We start from the raw sequence: 12,449 nt of genomic DNA on the forward strand, positions 1-12,449 counted from the left end.
GAGGTTTTTGTTACTCAGATGCTGAATGGCGTTTCGCAAGAACGTCAAGCACGTCGTCTAAAGGAAGCGACTGTTCACGCAGAAGAACGAGCAAATGATACAGCAAATCTGCCGCTTCCCATTTTAATTCTTCATGGTCGCGGTTTTTCGCGGCGATGATCACCTCTGCGGCTTCTTCGCCGACTTTTTTGAGAATTTTATCGACACCTTCCCGAAACAGATACGTTGTGTAGGCTCCCTCAGGCATCTCCGCCTGCCGTTTGGCGATTACGCTTTCCAGTTCGTTTAAGATGCCGAAACGATCCTGCGCGTCCGCTTTTTCCGGAGAAAAGCAGCTGTAGCTTCCCTTATGGCATGCAGGTCCTGAAGGCTCCGCAAGCACGACAAGGGCATCTTGATCGCAATCATAGCGGATGGCTTTCACCTTTTGGGTATTCCCCGACGTCGCTCCTTTATGCCACAGCTCCCCGCGTGAACGGCTGTAAAACCAGGTTTCTTTCGTTTCTATCGTTTTTTCGTAGGATTCACGATTCATATAAGCCAGTGTCAGCACTTCTTTGCTTGCCGCATCCTGCACGATGGCGGGAATCAGTCCGGCCTCGTCAAACCGCAGTTCATCTGCCTGTTTCATCTCACATTCACCCCGTGTTTCTTCATATAATCTTTCACTTCTTTTATAGATGTCTCTTTGTAATGGAAAATGGAAGCTGCAAGTGCGGCGTCCGCTTCACCGATCGTGAAGGCTTCAAGCATATGGCGCGCGCTGCCGGCTCCCCCTGACGCAATGACAGGCACCGGGACGGCACGTGAGACAAGTTTTGTAAGCTTATGGTTAAAGCCTGTTTTCTCACCGTCAGCGTCCATGCTTGTCAGCAGGATTTCACCCGCTCCCCGTTTGACGGCTTCTTTTGCCCAAGCCGTGACTTCCCACTCGGTTTTCTTTCTGCCCCCGTGTGTGTACACTTTATAGCAATCCGAATCTTCGTCATACTTTGCGTCGATCGCCGCTACGATGCATTGCGAGCCGAAAAAATCCGCTCCTTCCGTAATCAGCTCGGGACGGAGGACGGCCGCTGTATTAACGGATACTTTATCAGCGCCTGCGCGAAGCATTCGTTTCATATCGCTTAATTGATTGATTCCGCCGCCGACCGTAAACGGAATCGCCAGTTTTGCCGCAACCTGCTCCACGACGTCAGTCATCGTCTTCCGGCCTTCATGAGAGGCGGAAATGTCGAGAAAAACAAGCTCGTCAGCGCCCTCCCTGTCATAGGCTTCGGCCAGTTCGACAGGATCGCCCGCATCCTTCAGACCGAGAAATTGAATGCCCTTGACGACGCGTCCTTCTTTCACATCGAGACACGGAATGATTCGTTTCGTGATCATGCGTCCTTCACCCCGCTGAGCGCTTCAGCCAATGAAAATTGTTTTGTATACAGCGCTTTTCCGATAATGGCTCCCGATACGCCGGCGTCTTTGCAGCGGGCCAGTGCTTTGAGGTCGGCGACTGAGCTGACACCGCCTGAGGCGATGACGTTTTTCCCCGTTGCTTTTGCGAGCTGAACGGTGCTTTCAATGTTCGGGCCTGACAGCATGCCGTCAGTCGCAATATCCGTGAAAATGAAGGTTTCCGCTCCTTCCTCCGCCAATTCACGGCCCAGATCGGACGCTCTTACCGAGGATGTTTCCAGCCACCCTTCCGTCGAGACATACCCGTTTCTCGCATCAAGGCCGATGGCGATTTTGCCGCCGTATTGTTTCAGCATGCTTTTCACAAACGCCGGATCGGAAACGGCCGAGCTGCCGAGAATGACGCGATCAGCGCCTTGTGATAAGTAGCCGTATACATCCGCTTCAGAACGAATCCCGCCGCCGATCTCAACTTTGACATCAAGCTGCCGGACGATGTCCAGAACATGCCTGTCGTTTACTTTCCTGCCCTCTTTCGCACCGTCAAGATCCACGAGATGAATCCATTCAGCACCTTCTTGTGCAAATTGCGCCGCCATGTCTAAAGGTGAGTCTCCGTAGATCGTTTCCTTGCCGTAATCACCTTGAATGAGGCGGACGCATTTGCCGTTTCTCATATCGATTGCCGGATATAATGTAAAAGCATTCATTTCTTCACCTTCTGTTCCGCTGCCATTTTTGTAAATTGCGTTAAGATCGCCATTCCGGCCGTGCCGCTTTTTTCCGGGTGAAACTGCGCTCCGAAGACATTGCGTTTCCCGACGACCGCAGGAACTCGAACGCCGTACTCAGCGCTTGCCAGCAGATCGCCTTCTTCCATCCCGTCTATATAATAGGAATGGACAAAGTAAACAAAGCCTTCTCCCGCTTCCGAAAGCAAAGGAGATGTTTGGTGAACCGTCAGCCGGTTCCAGCCCATATGCGGCACCTTCAGCTTATTTCCTTCGGCATCCCTGTCTTTGAGTCTCACTGCTTTTCCGGCTAATAAACCAAGTCCTTTTGCAGAGCCGTTTTCGCTGCTTTCTTCGAAAATGAGCTGCATGCCGAGGCAGATGCCGAGAAGCAGCTTCCCTTCGTCAACCATACGGTGTATGAATTGATCAAGCTTCGTGCTGCGTAAATTGTCCATGGCGTCACTGAATGATCCGACACCGGGGAGAATAAAAGCATCCGCTTTTTCGAGCTCTTCCGGCCGGTCTGAAACGACATACGGGACGCCGACGCGTTCCAGCGCCTTCGACACGCTGAATAAATTGCCCATTCCGTAATCAATTACACCGATCATTTACAGCATCCCTTTCGTAGACGGTACACCTTTGACGCGCGGGTCAATGGATGACGCTTCGTCCAGCGCTCTGCCAAGCGCCTTAAACACGGCTTCTATCATATGATGGGTATTCGTGCCGTAATGAACGATGACGTGCAGATTCATTCTCGCTTCGAGCGCCAGTTTCCATAAGAATTCATGTACCAGCTCGGTATCAAACGTTCCGACTTTCGCTTGCGGAAATACAGCGCGCATCTCAAGGTGCGGCCGGTTGCTCAGGTCTACGGCGACTTGGGCGAGCGCTTCGTCCATCGGCACAAGCGCTGATCCGTACCGTTTGATTCCTTTTTTATCACCGAGCGCCTCCAAAAAAGCCTGCCCTAAGCAGATGCCGATATCTTCAGTCGTGTGGTGATCATCTATCTCCGTATCGCCCTTTGCGTCAACGGTTAAATCGAATTGTCCGTGCTTTGTAAACAAATTAAGCATATGAGTCATAAACGGCACATCCGTGCTGATATCGGCTTTTCCTTCTCCGTCAATACCGAAAGCCAGCTTAATATCCGTCTCATTTGTTTTTCTGGCGCGTTCCGCTTTTCTCATCGGTCATTTCCTCCGTTTCTCGCTTCAATCGATCTCGCGTGCGCTTCAAGCCCTTCCAGTCTCGCAAAGGCGGCAATGCTGTCCGCGTGGGTTTCAAATGCCTTCCGGCTGTATGAGATGATGCTCGATTTCTTTTGAAAATCCGTGACATTCAGCGGGCTTGAAAACCGCGCCGTCCCGTTTGTCGGCAGAACATGATTCGGTCCCGCAAAATAATCGCCGACCGGTTCAGCGCTGTATCGCCCTAAGAAAATCGCTCCCGCGTGCCTGATGCTTCCAAGCAAAGCCTCCGGCGAATGCGTCATGATTTCTAAATGCTCAGGCGCCAGCGCGTTCACCGTGTCCACCGCATCCTCCATCGTTTCCGCGATGTAAATATGGCCGTGATCCCTGATCGACGCTTCGGCAATTTCTTTACGCGGCAGCGTCTGAAGCTGTTTATCCACTTCATCAGCTACCGCTTCTGCAAGCTTCCGTGAGTCGGTGACAAGCACGCTTGAGCTGAGCATATCGTGTTCGGCCTGAGAAAGCAGGTCAGCGGCAACTTCTTCGGGCGCCGCCGTATCGTCTGCCAGGACTGCGATTTCGCTTGGCCCGGCTATCATGTCAATATCCACATCACCGAAGACTTCGCGCTTCGCCAGCGCCACAAAAATATTGCCGGGACCTGTAATCTTATCAACAGGCTGTATCGTTTCGGTTCCGTAAGCGAGCGCGGCAATCGCCTGCGCGCCTCCCGCTTTGTAAATTTCCTTTATGCCGAGCTCAGACGCCGCCGCCAGAACGCCCGGCGAAAGGCTGCCGTCTTTTCCCGGCGGACTGACGAGAACGATCCGCCCCACTCCCGCAGCGAGAGCGGGGATGACATTCATCAAAACGGACGACGGATAAGCGGCCGTCCCGCCCGGCACATATACGCCCGCGGAATCAAGCGCCGTTATTTTCTGTCCGAGCATTGTGCCGTCTTTACGATGGTAAAACCAAGAGGATTGCAGCTGGCGCTCGTGATATTCTTTAATATTGGCGATTGCCTGCTTGATCACTTCCAGCAGCTGATCATCAAGCAGACGGTACGCCTCTGCGATTTCTTCTGCGCTCACCGCCAACCGGTCCAGGCTGATGCCGTCAAATGTTTTTGTATAGGCCAAAACGGCTTTGTCGCCGTTTTTTCTGACGTCTTCAATAATCGCCCTGACGGTTTTCCGCTGCTCTTCGGTTCCGCTGTCAATGGAACGCTTCAGTGAAAACCGCTCGCTTTTTTTTATTGCGGTTATTTTCATTTTGCCGTTTCTCCTTCCACAACCCTGGCCAGCCTGGCAGCCATTTCGTCGATGACGTCATCCTTCATGCGATAGCTGACCGGATTGACGATAAAACGCGATGTGATGTCACAAATGTGTTCTGATTCAACGAGTCCGTTTTCCTTTAATGTCCGCCCTGTTGATACGATATCCACGATTCTGTCAGCAAGCCCGATTAAAGGCGCCAGCTCAATGGAGCCGTTCAGCTTAATGATTTCCACCTGCTCGCCCTGCTCTCTGAAATAACTTGACGCAACATTCGGATATTTCGTCGCGATCCTCGGGGCGACACCGTTCCAATCCGCTCCCGGAAGCCCCGCAACGGCGAGATGGCATTTGCTGATATTCAGATCGAGCACCTCATACACGTCACGCTCTTCTTCAAGCATGACATCCTTTCCGGCAATACCGGCATCAGCGACGCCATGTTCGACATAAGTCGTGACGTCCATCGGCTTCGCTAAAATAAAGCGGAGATTTTCTTCAGGAACGTCGATGATCAGCTTTCTTGATTCCTCAAACTCCTCGGGCAGCCTGTATCCGGCCTGCCGCAGCAATCCGGCCGCTTCTTCGAATATCCGCCCTTTTGGCATTGCCATTGTGAGTACCTTACCCATTTTGCTCTTCCTTTCTGGCACCGATAAAGTATGTGACGTTTGTGAATGATTTTGTCATATGATCGATATTTTCAATGCCCGCCAAATCCTGCAGGACAACCTTTCTGCCTCTTGCCCTTTCTTCCTCCGCGAATAAAATGGCCTGCGCCCGCTGCTCCTTGCTGAAAATAACGGCGTCCGCCTCGCTTGTTTCTTCCTGGATGCCGAGCGCTTCAATCAGCCTGTCGATACGGAGTCCGAAGCCCGTGGCGGGAGCAGGGCTGCCGAAATGGCCGAGAAGATTGTTATAGCGGCCGCCGCTTCCGATGACAAACCCGACATTTGCCGCATACACTTCGAATAAAATTCCCGTGTAATAACTCATATGGCTGACCATGTTCAGATCAAGCCGGATATGCTCGGCACACCCGTAATCTTCAAGAATGTCCCATAGGTCTTCCAGCTCCTGAATCACGCTTTGCCCGGAGATGCCGATGATCTCCTCCGCTTTGGCGCAGATCTCTTTTCCGCCCCGCAATTCCAAAAGTCCGAGCAGCCGGCTTTTGTCTATTGAAGAAAGCGGAAGCGATTTGACATGTTCTCTGTACCCCACATAATTCTTTTCAAAGAGAAAGCGCCGCAGAACATCCGCCCGCTCGGCATTGCCCAGCACCTCGACAAACAGCTCATCTGCGAGCCCTGCATGGCCGATCGCGATTTTAAATCGGTGCAATCCCGCGTTTTTCAGAGCGCCGGCCGCGAGTGCAATCACCTCAGCGTCCGCGCTTGTTGATCCGTCGCCGATCAGCTCCGCGCCGACCTGTTCGAATTCAGCCGGACGTCCGCCTTCCCGTTCTTGAGCGCGGTAGACGCTTGCCGCATATCCCGCTCTGAGCGGATGATTATTTTTGTGCAGCTTAGACGCCGCCACCCGGGCAATCGGTCCGGTCATGTCAGGCCGAAGCACAAGCGTTTTTCCGTCCTGGTCGAGAAGCTTAAACAGCTGCTGTTCTTCAATTGCTGACTGGACACCCACTGTTTCATAGAATTCTAGGGTCGGAGTCTCCATAAACTGATAACCCCATTTATCAATTAAATCCGTCAGTGTGGAACGGACTTTCTTCTTTGCTTCGTATAAACCGGGAAGCGTATCTCTCATGCCATGCGGTTTTTCAAACATAAACATTCCCTTTTGCACCTCCGCTTTGTCTGAAGGAAAATTCCGAATCCTTTAGTTCGCTAATATGATAATATGTTAGCAGATAAAAGAATAGATTGCAATGCCCAATGTCCGCCTATTCTTTCCCATATTGATGACTAAATCATGAACAAATCTGTAAACATAACACAACCATCTAATCATATTGAGCAGAAGTGCTATAATACATAGAATAGCTTCAACAGAAACAAGGGAGAATAATTGATAATGAAGACGCTTGGAACATTATGTGTGCTGATTCTGACAGCCGTCCTTGTCTATCTGGGATATAACATCTATACAAACGATATTCATTTGAATCTTTTCAATCAGCAGTCCGACGAGCCTGATGAGAAAACACCGTTAAAAGGGAGCGCGTCACCGCTCAATGTCGTTCTGTACAGACAGATGGATTCACCCAGACTGTACAATGGCTGTGAGGTGACAAGCCTTGCTATGATTTTGAACAATGCCGGATATCATGTATCAAAAAATACATTGGCGGATCGAATCAATAAAGTTCCGCTCACATACAGCAGCGGGCTGAAAGGAGATCCGAATGAAGGATTTGCCGGAGACATGGAAAACGGCCCGGGTTTAGGCGTTTATCATGAGCCGATTGTTAAACTGGCCAAAGAGTATGCAGGAAACAAAGTATACGACCTGACGGGAAAAGACATTTCTGCTGTGTACCGCCAGCTTGAAAAGGGACGGCCGGTCTGGGTGATTATCACCACTTCCTTTAAACCGGTTGATCAAATGCAGACTTGGAATACGCCGAACGGAAAGGTCGACATCACGTACAGCATGCACAGCGTAGCCGTCACCGGTTATGATCACGATTATGTATACGTCAATGACCCTTACGGCTATAAAAACAGAAAAACGGACCGGACTGAATTCGAAAAAGCCTGGAAGCAGATGGGCAGCCAGGCCATTGTAATCAAGTCATAAAAAAACCCCGCTGACGTTAATCAGCGGGGTTTTCCATTCGTTTTTTCATTTCTTCGTGCGTATAGATCAGCTTCATCGGATTTCCTCCGACAAACGCCCCGGCCGGGACATCTTTATGCACCAGCGTACCGGCTGATACAACGGCTCCGCTCCCGATGGTGACGCCGGGCAGAATCGTTGTGTTTGCCCCGATCATTACCTCGTCACCGATTGTGACATCACCGGTCCGGTACTCATGTATTAAATATTCATGAGCCAAAATCGTCGTATTGTAGCCGATGATGCTGTTTTCTCCGACAGTGATTTTTTCAGGAAACATAATATCCGGCATCACCATCAGCGCGAAAGAGGTTTGTTTTCCGACATTCATTTTCAAAAAGGTTCGGTACAGCCAGTTCTTCACGCTTAGAAACGGCGTATACCTTGCAATCTGGATGATGATGAAGTTTTTTATCACCTTCAGAAAGGGAACCGTCTGATATACATGCCACAATGAATTTGCACCTGCAACCGGATGGCGGTCTGTTTTTCTCACGGATCACTTCACTCCGGTGATGTGCAATAAATCACTCATTTTCTCAAGCATATAATCGGGTTCATACGCGGAAAGCGCCTGTGCGCCTTTAATCGTCCACGCCACGCCGGCTGTTTTTGTGCCGGCGTTTTTGCCCGCCATGACATCGTGATAATTGTCACCGACCATCATGGCCTCCGACGGATCGCACCCAAGCCGGCTGAGCGCAAGCCGCACAGGTTCGGGATCAGGCTTCGGATGCTTTACATCATCAAGCGTGACGACAGTATCGAAAAACCGCCCGATGCCTGTCAGCTTCAATCCCATATTGACTGTATCCCTCAGCTTTGTGGTGACAATACCGAGCTGATAGCCCGCTTTTTTCAATTCATCGAGCGTTTCATAAACCGTTTCGTACTCCTTGACAAGCTCATCGTGCTTCTCATGATTGAATGCTCTGTACATGCTGATCATGTCATCGCACTTTTCGGCATCAATGCCTGAAAATGTTTCGTACAGAGGCGGGCCGATAAACGGAAGCACATCTTCCCGTTTATACTGTCCCGGGCAATAATGATCAAGCGTATGAAGATAAGAAGCGATAATCAGTTCATTCGTGTCAATCAGCGTGCCGTCGAGATCGAATAAAATGGCGGTTAAACGTTTATCAGTCATCTTATGTCCTTTCCGATTTCAGACGTCAGTCCGTATCTGCATACCGCTTATCGGCATACCCTTTAACGCGTCTGAAAACCATTAAAATAATCGCAAGAACAATCAGCACAATGGAAATGACCTGCGCGATTCGAAGCTGGCTCGTGAGCATCAGGCTGTCCGTGCGCATTCCTTCAATAAAGTATCTGCCGATCGAATACCAGATGATATACGTTAAGAACAGATTGCCCCTGCGCAGGTTCACGCGGCGGAGCAGAAGCAGAATCACGACACCCGCAAAGCTCCACAGCGATTCATATAGAAACGTCGGGTGATAATAATGTCCGTCTATGTACATCTGATTAATGATGAAATCCGGAAGGTGAAGACTTTCCAAAAATGAACGGCTGACCGCTTCGCCGTGAGCCTCCTGGTTGATAAAGTTTCCCCAGCGCCCGATGGCCTGACCGAGCAGAATACTCGGCGCGGCAATATCCGCCAGCTTCCAGAATGAGATCCCTCTTACTTTTGAAAAAACAACGCCTGTTGCGATCGCACCGATTAATCCGCCGTGAATCGCGATACCGCCTTTCCAAATTTTAATGATTTCCCCGGGGTGTTCCGAGTAATAGCTCCACTCGAAAAGCACATAGTATGCCCGGGCGCAAATGATTGCGATCGGGATGGCGAAAAGAACAAGATCAATAAAAATGTCCTTTTTCAGCCCTCGCTTTTCGCTCTCCCTCATGGCCATCCAAAGCCCTAATAATGCACCCGCGCCGATAATGATCCCGTACCAGTGCACGGATAAAGGTCCGAGCTGCAAGGCAATCGGATTGATCGGTGTTCCTGCTTCGTTCATATTATTGCCAACTCCTATTCGTCTTGTTCGCCGTCTTCAATGACATCCGCCAGCTTATTCGTAAATTGCTCGGCGGCATTTAAACCCATCCGCTTCAATCTGAAGTTCATCGCCGCAACTTCGATAATAACGGCGAGATTTCGCCCAGGGCGGACTGGAATGGTCAGTTTTGTAATTTCCGTATCAATGATTTTCATTTTTTCCTCTTCAAGTCCGAGACGGTCGTATTGCTTCCCTTGCTCCCAAAGCTCAAGGTCCATGACGATTGTAATTCTTTTATTGCTTCTGACGGCGCCCGCTCCGAACAGCGTCATGACATTTATAATGCCGAGACCCCTGATTTCAAGCAGATGCTCAATCAGATCAGGCGCATTCCCGACGAGCGTATCCTGATCCTCCTGCCGGATTTCGACGCAGTCATCCGCGACAAGACGATGGCCGCGTTTGACGAGCTCCAGGGCCGTTTCACTTTTACCGACGCCGCTTTTTCCCGTTATGAGCACACCGACGCCGTATATATCCACAAGCACGCCGTGAATGGCGGTTGTCGGCGCGAGACGGCTCTCAAGAAAATTCGTCAGCCGGCTTGACAGCCTGGTTGTTTTCAGAGGGGATCTTAGCACCGGCACGCCGTTTTTCTCGGATGCTTCTACAAGCTCCGGCGGGATCGGCATATCTCTGGAAAGGATGATAGCCGGCGTCACATCGGTGCACAGCGATTCCATCCGCTGTTTTTTATCCTCCTCAGGAAGCTGATCGAAAAATGACAGCTCCGTTTTTCCTAAAAGCTGCACCCGTTCTCTCGGGTAATATGTAAAATAACCGGCGATTTCAATACCGGGCCGTGATAAATCACTCATCGTAATCGGGCGGTTAATCCCTTCTTCTCCGCTGATCAATTCTAAATGGAACTGCTCCATTACGTCTTTGGTCCGAACCTTTGCCAAGATATGTTCCTCCTGTTCTGGGATGTTCCGAGCTTTGAACAGTTATATTTTATCACTTTACCGTCTGAACCAAAACAGATTTATACAATTCCGGCATAACTGGTCTAGATAACTAGTCTGAAAAAGAGTAAAATAAAACTAACAACTAACCAGAAAGGCGTGTTTTAAAGTGGCTGAAAGCTTGTTAATCAGCGGTGCGGACATCGTAACAGAAGAGGAAATCATCCGAAACGGATTTCTCGGCATAAAAGACGGCATCATTTCTTACGCGGGTCAAACAAGACCGCAAGAAACGTATGAGAAGGAATGGAAGGCGCCCGCGGGTTCGTATGCGCTTCCCGGAATGATAGATATCCATATTCACGGCGGTTACGGCGCGGATACAATGGATGCCGATCTCGCGGCTCTTGATACAATGTCCGCCCGGCTGCCCGAAGAAGGAACAACCGCTTTTCTAGCGACCACGATCACACAGCAGCACGAAAACATTGAAAAAGCGCTTAAAAACGCCAAGGAATGGACGGACTCCTCACCGCAGGCTCATAAAGGCGCTGAGTTGATCGGCATTCATTTAGAAGGACCGTTTGTCTCTCCGAAAAAAGCGGGAGCACAGCCGAAACAATGGATTACGCCGGCCGATGCCGGGCTCTTTCAGAAATGGGAGCGTCTCTCCGGAGGTCTGATTAAAATCGTGACGCTTGCACCGGAAGAAGATCCTGATTTCAGCCTGATCCGTTATTTAAAAGACCGGAACATCATCCCGTCAATGGGACACACAGACGCGGGAGCCGATCTTTTAGAAAAAGCGGCGGATGCCGGAGCACTGCATATGACACACCTCTTCAACGCCATGAGCTCCTTTCATCACCGTGAGCCGGGGGGCATCGGTACGGCGCTCGCCTGCGGCCGCATCACGGCGGAGCTGATCACTGACGGCATTCATTCTCATCCTTTGGCTGTAAAGCTTGCCTATTTGGCGAAAGGAAGCCAAAACCTGATCATGATTACAGACTCCATGCGGGCAAAAGGGCTTAAGGACGGAGAATACGAATTCGGCGGACAAAGAGTCACCGTTTGCGGAGACAAAGCGCTTCTTTCTGACGGGACGCTGGCCGGTTCCATTTTAAAAATGAATGAAGGCGCGGCGCTCATGCGCAGGTTTACGAACTGCTCATGGCTGGATATAGCTAATATGACAGCGGCAAATGCAGCCCGCCGGCTCGGCATTTTTGACCGTAAAGGAAGCCTTGCGGAAGGAAAAGACGCCGACATTGTTTTGACGGACGGACAGTGCGCCGTGCTGGCAACGATCTGCCGAGGAAACACCGCATATATCTCAGGAGGAGCTGATTGGACATGAACGTCATCACATGCAGACATTATGAAGAATTAAGTGAAAAAGCCGCAGAGATGATTGCTGAAACAGTTAAACAAAAGCCGGATGCCGTTCTCGGGCTTGCGACGGGAGGCACCCCTGAAGGCGTATACAAAGAGCTTGTGCGGATGCACCGCTCCGAGGGCCTGTCATTCCGGGATGTCACGACGATCAACCTTGATGAATACGCCGGGCTTTCTCCCGAGGACAAAAACAGCTATCATTATTATATGAATACACATTTTTTTGCACATATCGACAGCCGAAAGGACCGCCGCTTTCTCCCTGACGGACGGGCAGACGATCTTGAGGCTGAATGCGAACGCTATGACCGATTGATTCAAACACTCGGCGGAGCGGATATTCAGCTTTTAGGCATCGGACACAACGGCCATATCGGCTTTAATGAGCCCGGAACGCCATTTGAATCCCGAACCCATGTCGTTGAGCTGAATGAAGAGACAAGACGGGCGAATGCGCGGTACTTTCCGTCAATCGACCAAGTTCCTGAAAAAGCCGTGACAATGGGGATCAGGACGATCTTGTCCGGCAAACGGATTTTGATCATTGCATCTGGAAAAAGCAAGGCCCAAGCGGTGAAGCAGCTTCTGGACGGGCGCGTCACTGAAGCATTCCCCGCCTCCGCCCTGCACGAACACCCGGATGTGACGGTCTTGATTGATGAAGAGGCTGCGGGCGGCGATTGAA

15 protein-coding genes are annotated in these 12,449 nt (G+C 50.6%); 3 read left to right on the plus strand and 12 right to left on the minus strand.

The window, feature by feature from the left end:
• Positions 1 to 10 precede the first annotated feature (10 nt).
• The 8 genes from hisIE to ACXN9U_RS16235 are packed head-to-tail and all read right to left on the minus strand — an operon-like array spanning position 11 to position 6,423.
• Positions 11 to 631 (minus strand): bifunctional phosphoribosyl-AMP cyclohydrolase/phosphoribosyl-ATP diphosphatase HisIE, encoded by a 621-nt coding sequence (gene hisIE, locus ACXN9U_RS16200; RefSeq protein WP_060964179.1) that lies wholly within the window; start codon positions 629 to 631, stop codon positions 11 to 13.
• Positions 628 to 1,386 carry an imidazole glycerol phosphate synthase subunit HisF gene (gene hisF / locus ACXN9U_RS16205; RefSeq protein ID WP_060964178.1) on the minus strand — a complete coding sequence of 253 codons (759 nt, stop codon included), beginning with the start codon at positions 1,384 to 1,386 and terminating at the stop codon, positions 628 to 630. The genes hisIE and hisF overlap by 4 nt, the downstream gene beginning before the upstream one ends.
• Positions 1,383 to 2,120, minus strand: coding sequence for a 1-(5-phosphoribosyl)-5-[(5-phosphoribosylamino)methylideneamino]imidazole-4-carboxamide isomerase (gene hisA, locus ACXN9U_RS16210; RefSeq protein ID WP_060964177.1), 738 nt, complete (start codon positions 2,118 to 2,120; stop codon positions 1,383 to 1,385). The genes hisF and hisA overlap by 4 nt, the downstream gene beginning before the upstream one ends.
• On the minus strand, positions 2,117 to 2,755 hold the full coding sequence (gene hisH / locus ACXN9U_RS16215; RefSeq protein WP_016937815.1) for an imidazole glycerol phosphate synthase subunit HisH: 639 nt from the start codon (positions 2,753 to 2,755) through the stop codon (positions 2,117 to 2,119). The genes hisA and hisH overlap by 4 nt, the downstream gene beginning before the upstream one ends.
• The gene (hisB, locus tag ACXN9U_RS16220; RefSeq protein ID WP_060964175.1) at positions 2,756 to 3,340 is read right to left on the minus strand and encodes an imidazoleglycerol-phosphate dehydratase HisB; all 585 of its coding nucleotides are present in this window, start codon (positions 3,338 to 3,340) and stop codon (positions 2,756 to 2,758) included.
• Positions 3,337 to 4,620, minus strand: a complete 1,284-nt coding sequence (hisD, locus tag ACXN9U_RS16225; protein WP_489201909.1) for a histidinol dehydrogenase — start codon at positions 4,618 to 4,620, stop codon at positions 3,337 to 3,339. The genes hisB and hisD overlap by 4 nt, the downstream gene beginning before the upstream one ends.
• Positions 4,617 to 5,258, minus strand: a complete 642-nt coding sequence (gene hisG / locus ACXN9U_RS16230) for an ATP phosphoribosyltransferase (RefSeq protein ID WP_045925879.1) — start codon at positions 5,256 to 5,258, stop codon at positions 4,617 to 4,619. Before hisG ends, hisD begins: the two co-directional genes overlap by 4 nt.
• Positions 5,251 to 6,423, minus strand: coding sequence for an ATP phosphoribosyltransferase regulatory subunit (locus ACXN9U_RS16235; RefSeq protein WP_326351430.1), 1,173 nt, complete (start codon positions 6,421 to 6,423; stop codon positions 5,251 to 5,253). The genes hisG and ACXN9U_RS16235 overlap by 8 nt, the downstream gene beginning before the upstream one ends.
• 240 nt (positions 6,424 to 6,663) lie before the next feature.
• On the opposite strand from ACXN9U_RS16235, the gene ACXN9U_RS16240 reads away from it, so the two are divergent.
• On the plus strand, positions 6,664 to 7,389 hold the full coding sequence (locus ACXN9U_RS16240) for a C39 family peptidase (protein ID WP_438420723.1): 726 nt from the start codon (positions 6,664 to 6,666) through the stop codon (positions 7,387 to 7,389).
• Between the two features lie 16 nt (positions 7,390 to 7,405).
• Here the strand turns inward: ACXN9U_RS16240 and ACXN9U_RS16245 are convergent, their stop codons facing one another.
• From ACXN9U_RS16245 to hprK, 4 genes are read right to left on the minus strand one after another with little or no spacing between them, the layout of a single operon-like run.
• Positions 7,406 to 7,924, minus strand: coding sequence for an acyltransferase (locus tag ACXN9U_RS16245; protein WP_016937809.1), 519 nt, complete (start codon positions 7,922 to 7,924; stop codon positions 7,406 to 7,408).
• Between the two features lie 3 nt (positions 7,925 to 7,927).
• Positions 7,928 to 8,578 (minus strand): pyrophosphatase PpaX, encoded by a 651-nt coding sequence (ppaX, locus tag ACXN9U_RS16250; RefSeq protein ID WP_060964171.1) that lies wholly within the window; start codon positions 8,576 to 8,578, stop codon positions 7,928 to 7,930.
• A 25-nt stretch (positions 8,579 to 8,603) separates the two neighbouring features.
• Positions 8,604 to 9,419 (minus strand): prolipoprotein diacylglyceryl transferase, encoded by an 816-nt coding sequence (gene lgt, locus ACXN9U_RS16255; protein WP_016937807.1) that lies wholly within the window; start codon positions 9,417 to 9,419, stop codon positions 8,604 to 8,606.
• 14 nt (positions 9,420 to 9,433) lie between these two features.
• Positions 9,434 to 10,366: an HPr(Ser) kinase/phosphatase gene (gene hprK / locus ACXN9U_RS16260; RefSeq protein ID WP_013353746.1), complete on the minus strand. Its 933-nt coding sequence runs from the start codon at positions 10,364 to 10,366 to the stop codon at positions 9,434 to 9,436.
• A 169-nt stretch (positions 10,367 to 10,535) separates the two neighbouring features.
• On the opposite strand from hprK, the gene nagA reads away from it, so the two are divergent.
• Both nagA and nagB read left to right on the plus strand, forming a co-directional pair.
• On the plus strand, positions 10,536 to 11,726 hold the full coding sequence (gene nagA / locus ACXN9U_RS16265) for an N-acetylglucosamine-6-phosphate deacetylase (protein ID WP_060964170.1): 1,191 nt from the start codon (positions 10,536 to 10,538) through the stop codon (positions 11,724 to 11,726).
• Positions 11,723 to 12,448, plus strand: a complete 726-nt coding sequence (gene nagB, locus ACXN9U_RS16270) for a glucosamine-6-phosphate deaminase (RefSeq protein WP_060965102.1) — start codon at positions 11,723 to 11,725, stop codon at positions 12,446 to 12,448. Before nagA ends, nagB begins: the two co-directional genes overlap by 4 nt.
• Position 12,449 lies beyond the last annotated feature (1 nt).

Source organism: Bacillus sp. BACIII, assembly GCF_057836745.1.

Bases quoted from the DNA above. Each gene is read 5' to 3' on its own strand.
- hisIE (WP_060964179.1), bottom strand. From the start codon at position 631: ATGAAACAGGCAGATGAACTGCGGTTTGACGAGGCCGGACTGATTCCC.
- hisF (WP_060964178.1), bottom strand. From the start codon at position 1,386: ATGATCACGAAACGAATCATTCCGTGTCTCGATGTGAAAGAAGGACGC.
- hisA (WP_060964177.1), bottom strand. From the start codon at position 2,120: ATGAATGCTTTTACATTATATCCGGCAATCGATATGAGAAACGGCAAA.
- hisH (WP_016937815.1), bottom strand. From the start codon at position 2,755: ATGATCGGTGTAATTGATTACGGAATGGGCAATTTATTCAGCGTGTCG.
- hisB (WP_060964175.1), bottom strand. From the start codon at position 3,340: ATGAGAAAAGCGGAACGCGCCAGAAAAACAAATGAGACGGATATTAAG.
- hisD (WP_489201909.1), bottom strand. From the start codon at position 4,620: ATGAAAATAACCGCAATAAAAAAAAGCGAGCGGTTTTCACTGAAGCGT.
- hisG (WP_045925879.1), bottom strand. From the start codon at position 5,258: ATGGGTAAGGTACTCACAATGGCAATGCCAAAAGGGCGGATATTCGAA.
- ACXN9U_RS16235 (WP_326351430.1), bottom strand. From the start codon at position 6,423: ATGTTTATGTTTGAAAAACCGCATGGCATGAGAGATACGCTTCCCGGT.
- ACXN9U_RS16240 (WP_438420723.1), top strand. From the start codon at position 6,664: ATGAAGACGCTTGGAACATTATGTGTGCTGATTCTGACAGCCGTCCTT.
- ppaX (WP_060964171.1), bottom strand. From the start codon at position 8,578: ATGACTGATAAACGTTTAACCGCCATTTTATTCGATCTCGACGGCACG.
- lgt (WP_016937807.1), bottom strand. From the start codon at position 9,419: ATGAACGAAGCAGGAACACCGATCAATCCGATTGCCTTGCAGCTCGGA.
- nagB (WP_060965102.1), top strand. From the start codon at position 11,723: ATGAACGTCATCACATGCAGACATTATGAAGAATTAAGTGAAAAAGCC.